The 16,636-nt window shown below is 60.4% G+C and carries 18 protein-coding genes; 7 read left to right on the top strand and 11 right to left on the bottom strand.

Going from position 1 to position 16,636, the window contains the following annotated elements; genetic code table 11:
• The first annotated feature begins 24 nt into the window (after positions 1 to 24).
• A complete protein-coding gene (locus D8779_RS08420) occupies positions 25 to 567 on the top strand; it encodes a gamma carbonic anhydrase family protein (RefSeq protein ID WP_136663961.1) in 543 nt (180 codons plus the stop codon).
• Between the two features lie 2 nt (positions 568 to 569).
• Positions 570 to 1,217 (top strand): HAD family hydrolase, encoded by a 648-nt coding sequence (locus D8779_RS08425; RefSeq protein ID WP_136664467.1) that lies wholly within the window; start codon positions 570 to 572, stop codon positions 1,215 to 1,217.
• 102 nt (positions 1,218 to 1,319) lie between these two features.
• Here D8779_RS08425 and D8779_RS08430 read toward each other — a convergent pair whose 3' ends face one another.
• Both D8779_RS08430 and D8779_RS08435 read right to left on the bottom strand, forming a co-directional pair.
• Positions 1,320 to 1,550: a DUF1161 domain-containing protein gene (locus D8779_RS08430; RefSeq protein ID WP_136663962.1), complete on the bottom strand. Its 231-nt coding sequence runs from the start codon at positions 1,548 to 1,550 to the stop codon at positions 1,320 to 1,322.
• 64 nt (positions 1,551 to 1,614) lie between these two features.
• Positions 1,615 to 2,661: an aminopeptidase gene (locus D8779_RS08435; RefSeq protein WP_136663963.1), complete on the bottom strand. Its 1,047-nt coding sequence runs from the start codon at positions 2,659 to 2,661 to the stop codon at positions 1,615 to 1,617.
• A 108-nt stretch (positions 2,662 to 2,769) separates the two neighbouring features.
• On the opposite strand from D8779_RS08435, the gene D8779_RS08440 reads away from it, so the two are divergent.
• The gene (locus D8779_RS08440) at positions 2,770 to 3,189 is read left to right on the top strand and encodes a PA0061/PA0062 family lipoprotein (protein ID WP_136663964.1); all 420 of its coding nucleotides are present in this window, start codon (positions 2,770 to 2,772) and stop codon (positions 3,187 to 3,189) included.
• 27 nt (positions 3,190 to 3,216) lie between these two features.
• Here D8779_RS08440 and D8779_RS08445 read toward each other — a convergent pair whose 3' ends face one another.
• From D8779_RS08445 to D8779_RS08465, 4 genes are all read right to left on the bottom strand, one after another.
• The gene (locus tag D8779_RS08445; protein ID WP_136663965.1) at positions 3,217 to 3,642 is read right to left on the bottom strand and encodes an OsmC family protein; all 426 of its coding nucleotides are present in this window, start codon (positions 3,640 to 3,642) and stop codon (positions 3,217 to 3,219) included.
• A gap of 210 nt (positions 3,643 to 3,852) precedes the next feature.
• The gene (locus tag D8779_RS08455; protein WP_136663967.1) at positions 3,853 to 4,848 is read right to left on the bottom strand and encodes an LLM class flavin-dependent oxidoreductase; all 996 of its coding nucleotides are present in this window, start codon (positions 4,846 to 4,848) and stop codon (positions 3,853 to 3,855) included.
• A 176-nt stretch (positions 4,849 to 5,024) separates the two neighbouring features.
• Entirely contained in the window at positions 5,025 to 5,240 is a 216-nt protein-coding gene (locus tag D8779_RS08460) for a dodecin (protein WP_136663968.1), read from the bottom strand.
• 110 nt (positions 5,241 to 5,350) lie between these two features.
• Entirely contained in the window at positions 5,351 to 6,238 is an 888-nt protein-coding gene (locus D8779_RS08465) for a LysR family transcriptional regulator (protein ID WP_136663969.1), read from the bottom strand.
• A 135-nt stretch (positions 6,239 to 6,373) separates the two neighbouring features.
• On the opposite strand from D8779_RS08465, the gene trpB reads away from it, so the two are divergent.
• The 3 genes from trpB to D8779_RS08480 all read left to right on the top strand — a co-directional run bounded on the left by trpB (position 6,374) and on the right by D8779_RS08480 (position 9,314).
• A complete protein-coding gene (gene trpB / locus D8779_RS08470; protein ID WP_136663970.1) occupies positions 6,374 to 7,585 on the top strand; it encodes a tryptophan synthase subunit beta in 1,212 nt (403 codons plus the stop codon).
• Complete coding sequence (gene trpA / locus D8779_RS08475) at positions 7,582 to 8,391, top strand: tryptophan synthase subunit alpha (RefSeq protein WP_136663971.1); 810 nt, start codon at positions 7,582 to 7,584, stop codon at positions 8,389 to 8,391. Before trpB ends, trpA begins: the two co-directional genes overlap by 4 nt.
• Before the next feature lie 290 nt (positions 8,392 to 8,681).
• Positions 8,682 to 9,314, top strand: coding sequence for a TetR/AcrR family transcriptional regulator (locus D8779_RS08480; protein ID WP_136663972.1), 633 nt, complete (start codon positions 8,682 to 8,684; stop codon positions 9,312 to 9,314).
• Positions 9,315 to 9,343: 29 nt separating this feature from the next.
• Here the strand turns inward: D8779_RS08480 and argA are convergent, their stop codons facing one another.
• The 4 genes from argA to D8779_RS08500 all read right to left on the bottom strand — a co-directional run bounded on the left by argA (position 9,344) and on the right by D8779_RS08500 (position 13,971).
• Complete coding sequence (argA, locus tag D8779_RS08485; RefSeq protein WP_136663973.1) at positions 9,344 to 10,642, bottom strand: amino-acid N-acetyltransferase; 1,299 nt, start codon at positions 10,640 to 10,642, stop codon at positions 9,344 to 9,346.
• 99 nt (positions 10,643 to 10,741) lie between these two features.
• Positions 10,742 to 11,917 (bottom strand): acetylornithine deacetylase, encoded by a 1,176-nt coding sequence (argE, locus tag D8779_RS08490; RefSeq protein ID WP_136663974.1) that lies wholly within the window; start codon positions 11,915 to 11,917, stop codon positions 10,742 to 10,744.
• A 74-nt stretch (positions 11,918 to 11,991) separates the two neighbouring features.
• Entirely contained in the window at positions 11,992 to 13,254 is a 1,263-nt protein-coding gene (locus tag D8779_RS08495) for an inorganic phosphate transporter (protein WP_136663975.1), read from the bottom strand.
• A gap of 39 nt (positions 13,255 to 13,293) precedes the next feature.
• Positions 13,294 to 13,971, bottom strand: a complete 678-nt coding sequence (locus D8779_RS08500; RefSeq protein WP_136663976.1) for a TIGR00153 family protein — start codon at positions 13,969 to 13,971, stop codon at positions 13,294 to 13,296.
• A gap of 112 nt (positions 13,972 to 14,083) precedes the next feature.
• Here D8779_RS08500 and D8779_RS08505 point away from each other — a divergent pair, with 112 nt between their 5' ends.
• Positions 14,084 to 15,448, top strand: coding sequence for a CYTH domain-containing protein (locus tag D8779_RS08505; RefSeq protein ID WP_136663977.1), 1,365 nt, complete (start codon positions 14,084 to 14,086; stop codon positions 15,446 to 15,448).
• Positions 15,449 to 15,550: 102 nt separating this feature from the next.
• Here D8779_RS08505 and D8779_RS08510 read toward each other — a convergent pair whose 3' ends face one another.
• Complete coding sequence (locus D8779_RS08510; protein ID WP_136663978.1) at positions 15,551 to 16,609, bottom strand: extracellular solute-binding protein; 1,059 nt, start codon at positions 16,607 to 16,609, stop codon at positions 15,551 to 15,553.
• Between the last annotated feature and the right edge of the window lie 27 nt (positions 16,610 to 16,636).

A 16,636-nucleotide genomic window follows, 5' to 3' on the forward strand; every position in this document is an offset into this window, starting at 1 on the left:
GACGCAGCTTAAGAGGTTTCTATCGTGGCTATTCGTACCTACCAACAATTCACTCCATTGCTCGGTTCACGGGCGTTTGTTGATGCCTCGGCGGTGGTTCTGGGCGATGTGGAAATCGGCGCGGACAGTTCGGTCTGGCCGTTGGTGGTGATTCGCGGTGACATGCACAGCATCCGCATCGGCGAGCGAACCAGCATCCAGGACGGCAGCGTGTTGCACATTACCCACGCCGGGCCGTTCAACCCGCGTGGTTACCCGCTGAATATCGGCGACGATGTCACCATCGCCCATAACGTCACCCTGCATGGCTGCAACATCGGCAATCGGGTGCTGATCGGCATGGGCAGCATCGTCATGGACGGTGCGGTGATTGATGAAGAGGTGATGCTCGGAGCCGGGAGTTTGGTACCGCCCGGCAGTCACCTAGAGAGCGGCTTTCTCTACCTCGGCAGCCCGGCGAAAAAAGCCCGCGAGCTGAGCGACAAAGAGCGCAGCTACTTCCGCTACAGCGCCGATAACTACGTGCGGCTCAAAGACCAGCACCTGATGGAAGGCTATGCCAGCTGATGTTGGACTACTCGAATGTTCTGTTCGACCTCGATGGCACCCTCACCGACCCGCGTGAGGGCATCACTCGTTCGGTGCAGCATGCGCTGGCCAAACTGGGTATTGATGAGCCCGACCTACCAGCGCTGGAGCACTTTATTGGCCCGCCGTTGCTGCAATGCTTTATGCACAGCTATGGCTTCGATGAAGCCACCGCCTGGCAGGCGGTGAATCATTACCGTGAGCGCTTCAGAGAGGTCGGGCTGTATGAGAACCAGCTGTTCGAGGGCGTACCTGAGTTGCTGAAGTTGTTGGGCGAGCAGCAACGCACCCTGTATATCGCCACCAGTAAACCGACGGTGTTTGCCGAGCAGATAGCCCGCCACTTTGGTTTCGCTCAGCACTTTAAAGTGATTTACGGCAGCGAACTGGATGGCACACGCACCAATAAGGTCGAGCTGATCGCCCATCTGTTGGAGCAAGAGCAATTGCCGCGCGAAGCAACGCTGATGATTGGTGACCGCGAACACGACCTAATCGGTGCGCGCAGTAACGGTCTGGATGCCGCTGCGGTGGGCTATGGGTTTGGCAGCTTTGCTGAATTGCAGGCGCAGGCGCCGACCTATCACTTCCACAGCCTGGCCGAGCTGCACCAGGCGTTTGTGGGGTGAAGCGTAGGATGGGTCGGGCCGCGCGGTTAGACGCGTTGCGGCGCAACCCATCGCATAGGCTGCATGGATATCGCTGCGCTTAACCCAGCCTATGACCTACGGTTAGCCATTTTTCTGGTAGATGATCTTCTTGGTGCCGCCGTCGCAGCTGCCGACCACCATGTTGGGGTCTTGAGCGTCTTCATTGGGCACGATTTCCAGGGTATAGCTGGCAACGCCTGCGGCCTGGATTTTCACTTCGATCTCGGCGCGCAGCTCTTCGCAGGGCTTTGGCGCGGCTAATACGCTGCTGCTGAGCAGGCCAAGCAGTACGGCAAGGGCGAATTTGTTCATGGCATAGGTCCTTTTGCGTGAACAGAAATGACAGTCGTTGGAGTGCGTTTTAGCTACCTAAGTTCTAAGTACCTGGCGATAACGACGCCAGGATCTGCTGTCGCTCGGCGGCGGGGCGTTTTCCTAACGCCGCGACGCGCTGATAAAAGTGTGGCCAGTTACGCCCGGTCTGCTCGAACAATGCAGCAAAGGCCGGCACCCATCGATCATAGAGGCCAAATGGCAGCAGCTTGGCGTTGTTGATCGGCGCATTGATCCAGTCATCGTAACGCCCGTTACCGCCCCACTCGCGCTTGCTTAGCGCATGGTATTCGGCGCGCAGGCGGGTGAACTCCACCTGTTTTTCGCTGCGCATCTGCGCAGGCGGCAGTTCACTGGCATACAGCTGCTGCAGTCGTGTTCGGCTGCTCAGTACCAGTGCAATAAACTGCTCGCGCTGCTGTTCGCCCTGCGGGTCGCTGGGTGGGAGGCCCTGTTTGGTGCGCCACTGGCGCAGGCCTTCGTGTTCAACAAAACTGGCGAAGGATTCGTTGAAGGCGGTGTCGTCCGCGACATACAGCTGTTGGTGCGCCAGTTCGTGAAAAATCACCGCCACCAGGCGCTCATCACTCCAGCGCAACATGGTGTTGAGGAGCGGGTCATCGAACCAGCCGAGGGTCGAGTACGCCTCAATACCGGCTTGATAGGTGTCCAGGCCCTGTTGCTTGAGCAGCGCGGCGGCACCGCGCGCCCGAGCTTGGCTGTAAAAGCCGCGATAGGCCACACAACCGGCGATAGGGAAGCAGTGCAGCTCGGGCGACAGAGAGAACTCTGGGGTGGCAAACACATTCCACACCACGAAAGGCCGCTGAATATCTGCGTACAGACGATAGCTATCGTTGTTTGGCAGGCTCAACTGAGCGCTGGCAAAAGTCCGCGCCTGCTGAGCCAGGGCCAGGCGCTGTTTGAGGCTGGGGTCGGTAGCCGGATTTTCTAACAGCCCGGCAATCGGTTCGCGTGCCTGCAGCAGCTGCAACTGTCCCTTGGCCAGGTGGCTGTAATAATCGAGGGTGCTGCACCCGCTCAGTAGCACCGTGGCGGTCAGCGCAAGCCAGCGTAGGGCGTCAGGCATGAGGGTTACCCGTGATTGGTCAGGCAGCCACGCTAGCGCATCGGCTCGGCTGTCTCCAGCGCGAGATCGGCGTAGGCTATGGGTTGTGGCAATTTGTGGAGGTGTTTTATGCGGTATTTGGCTTTGTTTGGCGCTGTGCTGGTGCTCAGTGCTTGCGCCTCACCCGTACCCTCACCTGATCCGAGTCAGGCCTGGGTTCAGCTGCGCAGTAATGCCGGCAGTTTGTTGATGGCAGACCGGCTCGATGGTCAGCGCTTGAATGATGGCCGCTACTTCCAGGTGCCCGTGGGGGCTCATGAGTTACAAGCGCGCTTTCAGTTTGAGGTGACCAATGGCGGTGGCCTGGATGGCGCAGACGAACCTCGGCAGGTGACCTGCGAGATTCGTCTGCGTTATGACAGCTTTGTGGCCGGTCAACGCTATCAGTTGGAGGCCAGGCCTTTGCAAATGAAAGCCCAGGCCTGGCTCTACGATGCCCAGCGCAATGTGCTGGCGCGCGGCAAGGTGCTACGTTGCGGCACCTTCTAATCGCGCGCACCTAAAGCGCGACGCGAATCAGTTATCCAGCACGGCTTCCAGGGTGATTTCGGCGTTCAATACCTTGGAGACCGGGCAACCAGTCTTGGCCGTTTCCACGGCTTTTTCAAAAGCAGTGCGGTCCGCGCCGGGGATTTTCGCCCGCAAGGACAGGTGCACGGCGGTGATGGCAAAGCCACCGTCCTGTTTGTCGAGGGTCACTTCGGCGCGGGTTTCGATGCTTTCAGCGGTCATCCCGGCGTCGCCGAGCTCCTTGGACAGTGCCATGGAGAAACAGCCCGCGTGGGCTGCACCGAGCAGCTCTTCCGGGTTGCTGCCCGGTTGATCCTCAAAGCGGGTGTTAAAACCATAGGGCACCTTATTCAGTGCGCCGCTTTCGGTCGAAATCGTACCTTTGCCATCCTTGATGCCACCTTGCCAGTGGGCTGATGCTGTCTTCTTCATCGGGCGTCTCCTGCATGTGGGTGATAGGGTTGAGAGCCGGGTCGGGCGGCACAAGTTCGAAAATAAGTCCTAACAGGCAGTTGAAAACGTAGGCGAGGCCGGCAAGACAAGGCAAAAACGGCCGAAAAAGCGGAGTTTACTGTTGTAAATGAGCATTTTGAGGCCGTTTTTAACGCAGGATTGCCAACGTAGGTAGTTTTCAACAGCCTGTTAGCGCATTTGCGCGACCAACTCGAAGGCATGCAAACGGTCGGCGAAGTCGTACAGGTCGCAGGTAAAGATCAGCTCATCGGCGCCGGTTTGCTCCAGCAGCATTTCCAAGCGCGCGCGGACTTTATCCGGGCCGCCGATCATGGCCATGCCGAGGAAGCCGCTCACCGCTTCTTTCTCATGCGGTAACCACAGCCCCTGCATGCTGGTTACCGGTGGTTTCTGCACCAAGCTCTGGCCGCGTAGCAGGGCGAGAATGCGCTGGTAGGCTGAGGTGGCCAGGTATTCGGCGTGCTCATCGCTGTCGGCGGCAATCAACGGTACGCCGAGCATCACGTACGGCTTGTCGAGCACCGTAGATGGCTTGAAGTGGTTGCGGTAGACGCGGATCGCCTCATGCATATAACGCGGCGCGAAGTGTGAGGCGAAGGCGTAAGGAAGGCCTTTTTCGCCGGCCAGCTGGGCGCTGAACAGGCTGGAGCCGAGCAACCAGATCGGCACATTGGTGCCGGTGCCAGGCATGGCAATCACCCGTTGATCCGGCGTGCGTGGGCCGAGGTAACGCTGCAGCTCTTCAACATCAGCGGGGAAGTCATCGGCGCTGCCAATGCGGTCGCGGCGCAGGGCTTGGGCGGTGAACTGATCCGCCCCTGGCGCACGACCCAGCCCCAGTTCAATGCGGCCCGGATACAGAGTGGCCAGGGTGCCGAACTGCTCGGCGATCACCAAGGGGGCGTGGTTGGGCAGCATCACGCCGCCCGAGCCCAAACGGATGCTCGATGTGCCGGCTGCCAGATAACCGAGCAACACCGAGGTGGCCGCGCTGGCGATGCCATCCATATTGTGGTGCTCGGCCACCCAGAAACGCTCGAAGCCCAGGCGCTCGACATGCTGCGCCAGTGCCAGCGAGTTATGCAGGGCCTGGGCAGCGTTACCGTCGTCGCGAATCGGCGCGAGATCGAGGGTGGAAAATTTGCTCTGTGCGAGTGCGTTCATCGGCCCTGCCTGATTAATTTCCGTTGCATGGGCGCGTTGATACGCCAATACCTGAGTTAGATAGTGGGGTTGGTTCAGCGGATTCCAAGGGCCGAGGATGTTTGTCGGGCAGGCGGTGTTGTGTGGCGTGTGCAACCGGGCCGCCGCTATGCAGTGGCCAGGTTGCTTGGCGTAAGCTAGCTGTTGCTCATGCGAAAGCCGATTTTCAGGGTGACCTGGTAATGGCCGACCTTGCCGTCGACGATATGCCCGCGGGTTTCCGTTACTTCAAACCATTCCAGGTGGCGTATGGATTTGGCCGCTTCGGCCAGGGCGTTGTTGATCGCTTCCTCGATAGTGTTTTTCGAGGAACCGACGATTTCGATTTTCTTGTACGTATGGTGATCGGACATTGCAGCTCTCCCAGGTGACTGAACAGGGGGGTTCATGTAATGAGTCCTGCCCGTGAACGTTAAAGTTCAGATTAGTCGCACTTGGGCTGCCTGGTTGTCGGTGCTGGCCGTTAGCGCTCCAGCTCCTTGCGCAGCCACTGCGCCAAGTGTTCGGCGCGGCCATCGCGGCTGCGTATCGGCACCCAAAGTGCCAAGCGTGCGGAGGTTTCGACAAAGCCCCAGGGCGCAACCAGACGACCGCCTGCCAGGTCATCGGCTACCAGTTGTTGCGGCGCGATGGCCACACCGAGGCCGGCAGCGGCGGCTTCCAGTAGGTAGTACAAATGTTCGAAGCCTTGACCAAGTTTTAAGGCTGAGCCATCCAGGTCATTACTGCTGGCCCAACTGGGCCAGGCCTGGGGGCGCGAACTGGTGTGCAACAGCGGCTCGCTCAGCAGCAGGGCGGCTGGTGCTTGATGCAGCTCGGTGAAGCGGCTGTAACGTGGGCTCAGCACCGGGCCGATGCGTTCGGCGGCCAGTTCGAATACCTGCATGTCGGCGGGCCAGGGCGGCTCGGCAAACCAGAGGGTGGCATCGACCCCGGCGCGGCGCGGGTCCAGCTCGCCTTCACTGGCCGACAGTTGCAGGCGCAGTTCCGGTAACTCGCGGTTAAGCCGATCCAGGCGCGGAATAAACCAGCGCGCCAGCAAGCTGCCCGGGCAGGCCAGCACAAAGGGGGCGTCGGCCTGGCCCTGCTGCAGCTCGGCGCAGAGCGTGCGCAGTCGCTCGAATGCTTCGCTGCTGGCATCGCGCAGGCGCAGGCCGGAATCTGTGAGTTTAAGGCCACGACCATCTTTGCTGAACAGCGCCAGGCCTAGGTGTTCTTCCAATGTGCGAATTTGCCGGCTGACAGCCCCATGAGTGACATGCAGCTCGGCCGCTGCCAGGCTGACGCTGCTCAGGCGCGCGGCTGCTTCAAAGGCACGCAACGCATTAAGTGGAGGAAGATTGTGGCTCATGTGTGAGTTTTCCTAACATATCAAGGCGATCTTATCGCTTTTGTCGTGCGCGCCACAGCTTTATCCTGTGCCCATTGCCGTAGAGGAGTGGGTGATACCCGCGCACTACAGCTCCACTTTCCCAAGGAGAACGCCATGACTTCCTTCCGCGCTGGCCCTGATGCCAACGGCCTGTTCGGCTCGTTCGGTGGCCAATACGTTGCCGAAACCCTGATGCCGCTGATCCACGACTTGGCCGCCGAATACGAGAAGGCCAAGCTCGACCCCGAGTTTGAGAAGGAGCTGGCTTACTTCCAGCGTGATTTCGTTGGTCGTCCCAGCCCGCTGTATTTCGCTGAGCGGCTGACCGAGATGTGCGGCGGCGCGAAAATCTACTTCAAGCGTGAAGAGCTGAATCACACCGGCGCGCACAAGATCAACAACTGCATCGGCCAGGTGTTGCTGGCCAAGCGCATGGGCAAGAAACGCATCATTGCCGAGACGGGCGCGGGCATGCACGGCGTGGCTACCGCCACCGTGGCGGCGCGCTTCGGCATGGAATGCGTGATCTTTATGGGCAGCACCGATATCCATCGCCAGCATGCCAACGTGCTCCGTATGAAGCTGATGGGCGCCACCGTGATTCCGGTAGTCGCCGGCACCGGCACGCTCAAGGATGCGATGAACGAAGCCCTGCGCGACTGGGTGACTAACGTCGACAGCACGTTCTACATGATCGGCACCGTGGCCGGTCCACACCCGTACCCGGCGATGGTGCGCGACTTCCAGGCCGTCATCGGCAAGGAAACCCGCGATCAGATGCTGGCCCAGGAAGGCCGCCTGCCCGACAGCCTGATTGCCTGCATCGGCGGTGGCTCGAATGCCATCGGCCTGTATCACCCCTTCCTTGACGACAAGGACGTGAAGATCATTGGCGTTGAAGCTGCCGGCCATGGCATCGAAACCGGCAAGCATGCGGCCAGCCTGAATGGCGGCGTGCCGGGCGTGCTGCACGGTAACCGCACCTTCTTGCTGCAGAACGACGACGGCCAGATCATCGACGCCCACTCGATCTCCGCCGGCCTCGATTACCCGGGCATCGGCCCAGAGCATGCCTGGTTGCATGAGGTTGGCCGCGTCGAGTACACCTCAGTGACTGATCACGAAGCCTTGGAAGCCTTCCATATTTGCTGCCGCCAGGAGGGCATTATCCCGGCCCTGGAAACCGCCCACGCATTGGCTGAAGTGTTCAAACGCGCGCCCAAACTGCCCAAGGATCATCTGATGGTGGTCAACCTGTCCGGGCGTGGCGACAAAGACATGCAAACCATCGTGCACCACATGGAACAACAGGAGAAGCACGCATGAGCCGCCTACAGAGCCGCTTTGCCGAGCTGAAACAACAGAACCGCGCCGCGCTGGTGACCTTTGTCACTGCTGGTGATCCGAACTACGACGCCTCCCTGGCCATTCTCAAGGGGCTGCCGGCAGCTGGCGCCGATGTGATCGAGCTGGGCATGCCCTTCACCGACCCAATGGCCGACGGCCCGGCGATCCAGCTGGCAAACATCCGCGCCCTAGACGGTGGCCAGGACCTGGCGAAAACCCTGCAGATGGTTCGTGAGTTCCGTGAAGGCGAGCAGGTCACGCCGCTGGTGTTGATGGGCTATTTCAACCCCATTCACAAATACGGCGTGGCGCGCTTTATTGCCGAGGCCAAGGAATCGGGTGTCGACGGCCTTATCGTCGTCGACCTGCCGCCAGAGCATAACGTCGACCTGTGCGATCCGGCCCAGGCTGCCGGCCTCGACTTTATCCGCCTGACCACCCCGACCACCGACGACAAGCGCTTGCCCAAGGTACTCAACGGCAGTTCTGGCTTCGTTTACTACGTCTCGGTAGCCGGCGTGACCGGTGCCGGCTCGGCCACCTTGGATCACGTCGAGCAGGCTGTTACTCGTTTGCGTCGTCACACTGATCTGCCGCTGTGCATCGGCTTCGGTATCCGCACCCCGGAACACGCTGCAACCATCGCCCGCTTGGCTGAAGGCGTAGTGGTTGGCTCGGCGCTGATCGACCAGATCGCCAATGCCAGCAGTAACGAGCAGGCGGTGGAGGGCGTGCTGAGCCTGTGTGCAGCGCTGGCTGAAGGCGTGCGCGGCGCGCGTGGTTAACCGCGACTGACGAAGAGCAGGCAGGTTCCGCAGACCTTAATGCTCTGTAGGTTTTCTGCTTATTCACGAGGTCTGCAACTGCGTGCGGTGGATGACGCTTCATCCATCCACCGCTGCATGGGCGGATGAAAACAGCGGCATTCACCCTACATCGCTCTGATAGCCCGGATGCAATCCGGGAACATTTATTGTGTGTAAAACCGTTCCCGGATTTCATCCGGGCTACGGGTTCGGTGTAGGGTAGGCGGCGAAATATCATCCGGCCCTATTTTCTTGCTCCGAGTCTCGCCATGTCACGCCCACTTGTTGCTCGTAAACCCCGCGCCAGTAGTCAGAGCCGTATTGCCGGGATTCTTGCCGCCGCTCGCGAGTTGTTGGCCGAGCAGGGCGTTGCCAGCTTGTCGATCTACAGCGTGGCCGAGCGCGCGCAGATCCCGCCATCTTCGGTGTATCACTTCTTCGCCAGCGTGCCGGCGTTGCTCGAAGCGTTGACGGCGGATATTCACGCTGCCTTCTGCGCCTGTTTGCAGGAACCGATCGAGCATGACTCGCTACGCGATTGGCGCGACCTGTCGCGGCTGGTCGAGCAGCGCATGTTGGATATCTACGCCGCCGATGCCGCTGCGCGCCAGCTGATTCTGGCCCAACACGGTCTGGCTGAAGTGACTCAGGCCGATCGCCAGCACGACATTGAGTTGGGGCAGGCCATGCAGGTGTTGTTCGACCGTCACTTTCCCCTGCCGCAGTTGCCGGAGGATGTGGATGTGTTCGCTTTGGCGATGGAGCTGGGTGATCGGGTGTACGCGCGTTCTGTGCAGTTGCACGGCGAAATCACCCCGCGCATGGCCGAGGAAGGCATGCGCGTGTTTGATGCTTATCTCAGTCTTTATCTGCCACCCCATCTACCAAAAAGGGCGCTATAAGCGCCCTTTTTTGTCTGGGTTCAATCCGCTCAAAGCGTCTTTTCAAACACCTGCGAATTGCGTTGGAAGTTGTACAGCGAGGCGCGGGCCGCGGGTAGGCGGTCGACGCTGCTGAGTTCGAAGCCGCGTTCGCGGAACCAGTGAGCGGTGCGCGTGGTGAGCACGAACAGGGTTTTTAGTCCTTGGGCGCGGGCACGCTCTTCAATGCGCTCAAGCAGTTCGTCACCACGGCCACCATGGCGATAGGCGGGGTTGACGGCCAGGCACGCTAGCTCACCAAAATCAGAATCGGCAATCTGGTACAGCGCGGCGCAGGCAATGATCAGGCCTTCACGTTCGACGATGCTGAATTGCTCGATCTCGCGCTCCAGCACCTCCCGTGAACGGCGTACCAGAATGCCCTGGTCTTCCAGCGGGGTGATCAATTCCATCAGCCCACCGACATCTTCGATGGTTGCTTCGCGCAGCGATTCGAATTGCTCCTGTGCCACCAAGGTGCCGTTACCTGTGCGGGTGAAGAGCTCGCTGAGCAACGCACCGTCCTCGGTATAGCTGACGATATGGCTGCGCCGCACCCCGGCTTTGCAGGCCTCGGCCGCGGCATCGAGCAATTCTGCCTGGTAGCTGCTGCCCAAACGTTGCAGGTGCGCCGGTACCTGTTGTGGGCGCAGCTCACGGACCAGTTTGCCGCTCTCATCGAGCAGGCCACATTCGGCGCCAAACAGCAGCAGCTTGTCGGCATCCAGATCAATCGCCGCACGGGTAGCGACGTCTTCGCAGGCCAGGTTGAAAATCTCTCCGGTGGGCGAGTAACCCAGCGGCGACAGCAGCACGATGCTGCGCTCATCCAGCTGACGATTAATGCCTTTGCGGTCGATACGCCGCACTTCGCCGGTGTGGTGGTAGTCGACGCCATCCACCACGCCAATCGGTCGTGCGGTGACAAAGTTGCCGCTGGTGATGCGCAGGCGTGAGCCCTGCATCGGTGAGCGCGCCATGTCCATCGACAGGCGTGCTTCGATGGCGATGCGCAGGTGGCCGACAGCGTCGATCACACACTCCAGGGCGGGGCTGTCGGTGATCCGCAGGTCGCGGTGATAACGCGGCGTCAGGCCGTTTGTCGCCAGGCGTGCTTCGATTTGCGGGCGTGAACCGTGCACCAGCACCAGGCGTACGCCGAGGCTGTGCAGCAGCACCAGGTCGTGAACGATATTGCCGAAATTCGGGTGGGCAACGCCCTCGCCCGGCAACATCACCACAAAGGTGCAGTCGCGGTGGGCGTTGATATAGGGCGAAGCGTGGCGAAGCCAGTTGACGTGGTCGTGCATTGCGTGAGGAACCTGTGTTGAGTGAAGAACGCATGAGGGGGCGCTGGCGCGCCGGACGAGGCAGCCGGGAGCGGTTTTATCGTCGCAGTAGGGGCAGCATCACGCGTTCGTTCCTCCAGATAAGTCAGTGGCGGGGTGTAGGCAATAATGCCCAATCAGTTTGCGCAGTAGCTGCACGGTCGGCTCTAAACGTGACATGTCGAGGTATTCCCCCGGTTGGTGAGCGCAGTCGATATCACCGGGGCCGAGTACCAGGGTTTCGCAGCCAAGCTGCTGAAGATAAGGCGCTTCGGTGGCAAATGCCACTGAAGTAGCCGTGTGTCCAGTCAGGCGTTCGGCGACCCGCACCAGCTCGGCGTCGGCATTTTGCTCGAAAGGCGGCACGCTGGGGAACAGCGGTGCGTAGTCGATTTTGACCTGGTGTTGCTCAGCCAGGGGTTGCAGCTTTTGCCGAATCGCTGCGCGCAGCGCCTCTGGTTGCATGCCCGGCAGCGGGCGCAGGTCGAACTCCAGCGAGCACTGGCCGCAGATGCGGTTGGGGTTGTCGCCGCCATGGATGCAGCCGAAATTCAGCGTTGGCAGCGGCATGCTGAATTGTGGGTTGTTGAAGTCGCGTTGCCATTGGGCGCGTAGGTCGCGCAGCTCTAGCATTACATCCTGCATGGCCTCCAAGGCGCTGTGACCGAGGCTGGGGTCGGATGAATGGCCGCTCTGCCCGAGGATGTCGATACGCTCCATCATGATGCCTTTGTGCAGGCGGATCGGCTTCAAACCCGTCGGCTCACCAATCACCGCCGCGCGGCCAAGGGGCCGCCCTGCCTCGGCCAAGGCGCGGGCGCCGGACATCGAGCTTTCTTCATCGCAGGTGGCGAGAATTAGCAGAGGCTGTTTAAACGGCTGCGTCAGTAGCGGCTGTACGGCTTCGATGATCAGGGCGAAAAATCCCTTCATATCGCAACTGCCGAGGCCCACCCAACGGCCGTCGACTTCGGTGAGTTTGAGCGGGTCGGTCTGCCACAGCGCGGCGTCGAACGGCACCGTGTCGCTGTGCCCAGCCAGCACCAGGCCGCCAGGGCCGTTGCCATAGCTGGCCAGCAGGTTGAATTTGCCGGGGGCGACTTGCTGCACGTCACAGGCGAAGCCGAGGTCACTGAGCCAGCTTGAAAGCAGGTCAATAACGGGTCGGTTGGACTGGTCCCAATGCGCCTGGGTGCAGCTCACCGATGGGGCGGCGATCAGGGCGGCGAATTGGTCTTTGAAGGCAGGCAGTGGCATCGGCGTTCTCCGCAAGCGAGCCCCATCATAGGGCCATTACTTGCAGAGATAAAACCGCCGAGCCAGTGAAGGGCTTAGAGGAAGATGCCCTGTAGGACGTAGAAGAATATGATCGACAGGGCTGCGCCCACCGGCAGGGTGATCAGCCAGGACATGAAAATTCGACCAATCACGCCGAGGTTCAATGCGCCGATACCACGGGCCAGGCCCACGCCGAGTACTGCACCCACCAGGGTGTGAGTGGTGGATACAGGCAGGCCGATGGCCGATGCACCTACCACGGTGGTGGCGGTGGCCAGCTCCGCAGCGAAGCCGCGGCTTGGGGTCAGCTCGGTGATTTGCTTGCCGATGGTGGCGATCACTTTATAGCCGTAAGTAGCCAGGCCGATAACGATACCGATGGCACCCAGCAGCAGGACCCAGGCAGGCAACGCAGTTTTGGCACCGACCGCTTCACCGCCGGACTGGATGACCCCGACAATCGCCGCCAGTGGGCCGACTGCGTTGGCCACATCGTTGGAGCCATGGGCAAAGGCCATCGAGCACGCGGTGAAGATCATCAGGACGGCAAACACCTTCTCCACGCTGGCGTAGTGGAAGTCTTTGTCCGCTTCGGCGTCGACCTTGATCCGGCTCAGCAGAGCAACACCCAGCAGCATTACTACGGCGCCGACACCCAGTGAGAGCATAAAGCCTTCGCTGCCGGAGAGGTTAAGGCCAATATGCTTAAGACCTTTGGTCAGGGTCATGATGCTGATCATAAAGCCGGTGGCGAACATATACAGCGGTACAAAACGTTTGGCGTTGAGGAACGGATTGTCGGTGTCGATGATCAGCTTCTGCACACTAACGAACAGGCCGAAGGCGACGATGCCAGAGAGCACGGGAGACACCACCCAGCTGGCCACAATCGGACCCACGCCGGCCCAGTTGACCGCGTCCATGGACACGCCCACGGCGGCAAAACCAATTACCGCGCCGACAATGGAGTGGGTGGTAGACACTGGCCAGCCGCGGGTGGATGCCACCAGCAACCAGGTACCGGCTGCCAGCAGCGCGGACATCATGCCCAGTACCATCAGTTCAGGCGGAACCATGTCGGCATTGACGATGCCGCCTTTGATGGTCTCAGTTACTTCGCCGCCGGCCAGATAGGCCCCGGCAAATTCAAACACCATGGCGATCAAAATCGCCTGTTTGATGGTCAGTGCGCGCGAGCCCACAGATGTGCCCATGGCGTTGGCCACGTCATTTGCACCCACACCCCAGGCCATGAAAAAGCCAAAGAGACAGGCGAGCAGCAGTAATACGAGGCCGTAGTCCGCAATCAGAGACATAAATAATTAATCCGTAGATTCCAGAAAGGACACTGGCGCTTAGCGCGCCAGCAGTTGTTCCAGTCGGTTGCCGACACGTTCGGCACGATCGGCTACGTCGCCGATCCATTCGATGATCTGATAGAGAAACATCACATCGACAGGCGGGAGATCCTTTTCCAGCTTGAACAGCGTGCGCCGAACTTCGATTTGCATCTTGTCGGTGTCGCGCTCGATTTGCTCCAATTCCATGACCATGGATTCGACCAGTGCCGCTTCACGGCCACCAAAGCCGGTTTCCAGTAGCTCATCCAGTTCGTTCATGGCTTTCAACGCCTGGGCGCTGGCATCCACCGTGCGTTGCACAAACGCGCGCATCAGTGTTTGCAGGCCCTGCGGAATCGCCATTTGCCGACCTAGCATAAGGCCGGCGATGTCCTTGGCGCGATTGGCGACTTTGTCCTGTACACTCAACAGCTCTAGCAAATCCGAGCGCGGTACGGGCAAGAACAGACTCTTGGGCAGGTGCAGGCGCACACTTTTCTTGAGCTTGTCGGCCTCACCTTCGAGGTTGGCCATTTCCTGTTGTACCTGTTCTACCTTGGCCCAATCTTCCACCATCACGGCTTCGAAAAAAGGCACCAGGTTCGCTGCGCATTCGTGGGCTTTGGCAAAGTGCTTTTGCATCGGCCCAATCGGTGAGCGGCCAAACAGACTGGCAAATGGATTGACTGGCATAGGGTGAACCCCGGCGTTAAGAAGGCGGCAAGTATACGGATCAGTCCGCAGGCTCGCCAGCGCAGGTAATCGGACTGACACAATTTCATAGTAGGCGTTGAACTCCACCATCATGAACAAAGAAACCGAAATCAAGTTGCGTGTAAGCCGCGAGACCCTGGCCGCTCTGCGTGAGCATCCGCTGCTGAAGAAGCGCAACAAGACCGGCTGGGCCCGCCATGAGCTGCTCAACCAGTACTTCGACACACCAGCGCGCGACCTGGCCGCTGCCAAGGTCGCGCTGCGCGTGCGCCGTGATGGCGAGCATTTTATCCAGACCCTGAAAACGCGCGGCCAGAGCGTTGCAGGTCTGTCTGAGCGTAACGAGTGGGACTGGCCGTTGACCAAGGCCAAGCTGGACATCAAAAAGCTTTCCAGCGAATGCTGGCCCGCCAGTCTGGCCGAGCTGGACAAAAAACAGTTGGTGCCGATTTTCACTACTGACTTTGTCCGCGAGAAGGCTGATATCGCCTGGGGCCGTGGCAAGGCCAAAGTGGTCATCGAAGCCGCTCTGGATTTGGGCAAAGTGGTGGCGGGCGAAGGCGAAGAAGAAATCTGCGAGCTGGAGCTTGAACTGCGTGAGGGCGATCCTGCCGCTCTGCTGGAGCTGGCCGCCGAGCTGGCAGCTGACCTGGCGCTAATGCCTTGCGATATCAGTAAGGCCGAGCGCGGTTATCGCTTGTTTGATGCGGCGAGCTACAGCCTTAGCATGCCGGCGCCTACGGTGAGCGCTGAAAGCAGCCTCGATGACAGCGTAGCGTCACTGGCCTGGCACTTGCTCGGCAGCAGCCAGCGCTTGGCCGAGCAGTACCGTTTCAATGGCCATTGGCGTTTGTTGGTTGAGTGGTTGGAGCAGCTGGTTGGGCTCCGCGCTCTGCTCGGCAGCCTCGGCCAGGCGGCGCCACGGGCTAGCAGCCACGCCCTGCGTGAGTTGCTGGACGCCCTTCTGTTGGAGTGGCGGCCACGCCTGCAGGCCGGGCAGCTGGATGAGCAGGCGCGTAAGAGTGCGCCAGCGCAGTTCGCTGCCGAGCTTGACGCCACTCGCTGGGGGCTCTTTTCGTTGAGCGCTTCGCGCTGGTTGTTAACGCGCAGCTGGACGCTGGAGCGCAACAACCGGGGCAATCGCCAGGGCGCTGCGCCGTTGGGCAACTGGTTGCCGACCCTGATTACCGAGGAAGGTGCGGCTTTGCAGTTGCGCCGTTATCTGCAGCAGCCGGAGGACTTGGCCGAACAGCTGCCGCGTATCGAGCGTTTGCTGGTTTGGCTGCACCTGGCCCGCGAGGTGCTGGAGGTGCCTGAGGTCGACCGTTTGTACGGTGAGCTGAATAAACTGGCCGAACTGGCAAGCCAGGTCATCGAGCCTGAAGTGCTAGAGGCGCGCAAGGCGCAGCTGTTGGCGGTGGGTTCGCTGAAGGCCTGGCGTCAGCTGGTCAAGTAAGGTCAAAGGTTCTGTAGGAGGGGCTGGGCGGCACCCCGCTTTAGCGGCGAGCTTTTGTCGCGGCTAAAGCTCCTCCCACGCTCGACCTCCCACCGCTATCAATCAACTACCATCACGAAAACGTGTCCACACGGCGTCGCGGGTAGCACTGTGCTTTTCCGGCAGAGTTTCCAGCGGGTGCAGGCGGCGTTTGGTGTCGCGGTCCGGGTAGAGGTCTGGCTGATTGCGTAGGGCCTCGTCGAGAAACGCGCGTGAATCGGCATTGCCGCTGGGGTAGAGGGTTTCGGCAGTGATCAATGCGGCCACCTTGGGCTGCATCAGGTAATCGATAAAGCGGTGCGCCAGGTCGGCGCGTTTGGCGCTGCTGGGAATTACCAAGTTGTCGATAAACAGAATCGAGCCCTCATCGGGCACCAGAAAACGCACCGGTTGACCGGCATCGGCGGCGGCTAACGCATCGCCGACCCAGGCCATGGCCACGCACAGCTTGCCCTGGTTGAGGTCGTCGATATAACGCTCGCTGTCGACATAGCGCAGGTTCGGCCGTAGGCCATCCAGTACACGGCTGGAGCGTTCGATGCGGCTCGGTGCACTGCGCGCCAGGCTGCGACCCTGGTAATTGAGCAGCAAGGTCAGGGTTTCATCGGGGGCATCCAGTACGCTGATGCCACAACTGGCCAAGCGCGAGCTTTGCTCTGCATCGAACAGCAGGCTCCAGCTATTGGGCAGTGGACCACCAAAGGCGGCTTCGGCTTGCGGCGTGTTAATCGCCAAGCCCACCGCGCCCCACAGATAAGGCACGGCATGGCGATTGGCGGGGTCGAGAGCGACCAGGGTGCTGAGCAGCTGTTTGTCGAGGTGCTTGCGATTGGGCAGCAGGCTGAAATCCAGCGGCTGTAAGGTGCCGTTGTTAATCATCGCCGGCAGCGCGTCATGTGAGGGAACGGCGACATCAATGGCCTCGCCGCTGGCGAGTAAGGTGTCCAGTTCATCGGCGGTGCTGTAGGTGTGGTAGTCGACGCGGATGCCCGTTTGCGCTTGGAAATCCTGCAACACTTGTGGGGCGATGTAGTCGTTCCAGTTGTAGACGCGAATCACCTCTTCGGCGCTGGCCAGCAGCGGCGTCAGGGCAAGCAGCAGTGAGGCAAACAGGCGAGGCATGGGGTTCTCCCGTGTTGGTTAATGACG

This window comes from Pseudomonas leptonychotis, from assembly GCF_004920405.1.
Taxonomy (GTDB): Bacteria; Pseudomonadota; Gammaproteobacteria; order Pseudomonadales; family Pseudomonadaceae; genus Aquipseudomonas; species Aquipseudomonas leptonychotis.

Bases quoted from the DNA above. Each gene is read 5' to 3' on its own strand.
- D8779_RS08430 (WP_136663962.1), bottom strand. From the start codon at position 1,550: ATGAACAAATTCGCCCTTGCCGTACTGCTTGGCCTGCTCAGCAGCAGC.
- D8779_RS08435 (WP_136663963.1), bottom strand. From the start codon at position 2,661: ATGCCTGACGCCCTACGCTGGCTTGCGCTGACCGCCACGGTGCTACTG.
- D8779_RS08440 (WP_136663964.1), top strand. From the start codon at position 2,770: ATGCGGTATTTGGCTTTGTTTGGCGCTGTGCTGGTGCTCAGTGCTTGC.
- D8779_RS08445 (WP_136663965.1), bottom strand. From the start codon at position 3,642: ATGAAGAAGACAGCATCAGCCCACTGGCAAGGTGGCATCAAGGATGGC.
- D8779_RS08455 (WP_136663967.1), bottom strand. From the start codon at position 4,848: ATGAACGCACTCGCACAGAGCAAATTTTCCACCCTCGATCTCGCGCCG.
- D8779_RS08460 (WP_136663968.1), bottom strand. From the start codon at position 5,240: ATGTCCGATCACCATACGTACAAGAAAATCGAAATCGTCGGTTCCTCG.
- D8779_RS08465 (WP_136663969.1), bottom strand. From the start codon at position 6,238: ATGAGCCACAATCTTCCTCCACTTAATGCGTTGCGTGCCTTTGAAGCA.
- trpB (WP_136663970.1), top strand. From the start codon at position 6,374: ATGACTTCCTTCCGCGCTGGCCCTGATGCCAACGGCCTGTTCGGCTCG.
- trpA (WP_136663971.1), top strand. From the start codon at position 7,582: ATGAGCCGCCTACAGAGCCGCTTTGCCGAGCTGAAACAACAGAACCGC.
- D8779_RS08480 (WP_136663972.1), top strand. From the start codon at position 8,682: ATGTCACGCCCACTTGTTGCTCGTAAACCCCGCGCCAGTAGTCAGAGC.
- argA (WP_136663973.1), bottom strand. From the start codon at position 10,642: ATGCACGACCACGTCAACTGGCTTCGCCACGCTTCGCCCTATATCAAC.
- argE (WP_136663974.1), bottom strand. From the start codon at position 11,917: ATGCCACTGCCTGCCTTCAAAGACCAATTCGCCGCCCTGATCGCCGCC.
- D8779_RS08495 (WP_136663975.1), bottom strand. From the start codon at position 13,254: ATGTCTCTGATTGCGGACTACGGCCTCGTATTACTGCTGCTCGCCTGT.
- D8779_RS08500 (WP_136663976.1), bottom strand. From the start codon at position 13,971: ATGCCAGTCAATCCATTTGCCAGTCTGTTTGGCCGCTCACCGATTGGG.
- D8779_RS08505 (WP_136663977.1), top strand. From the start codon at position 14,084: ATGAACAAAGAAACCGAAATCAAGTTGCGTGTAAGCCGCGAGACCCTG.
- D8779_RS08510 (WP_136663978.1), bottom strand. From the start codon at position 16,609: ATGCCTCGCCTGTTTGCCTCACTGCTGCTTGCCCTGACGCCGCTGCTG.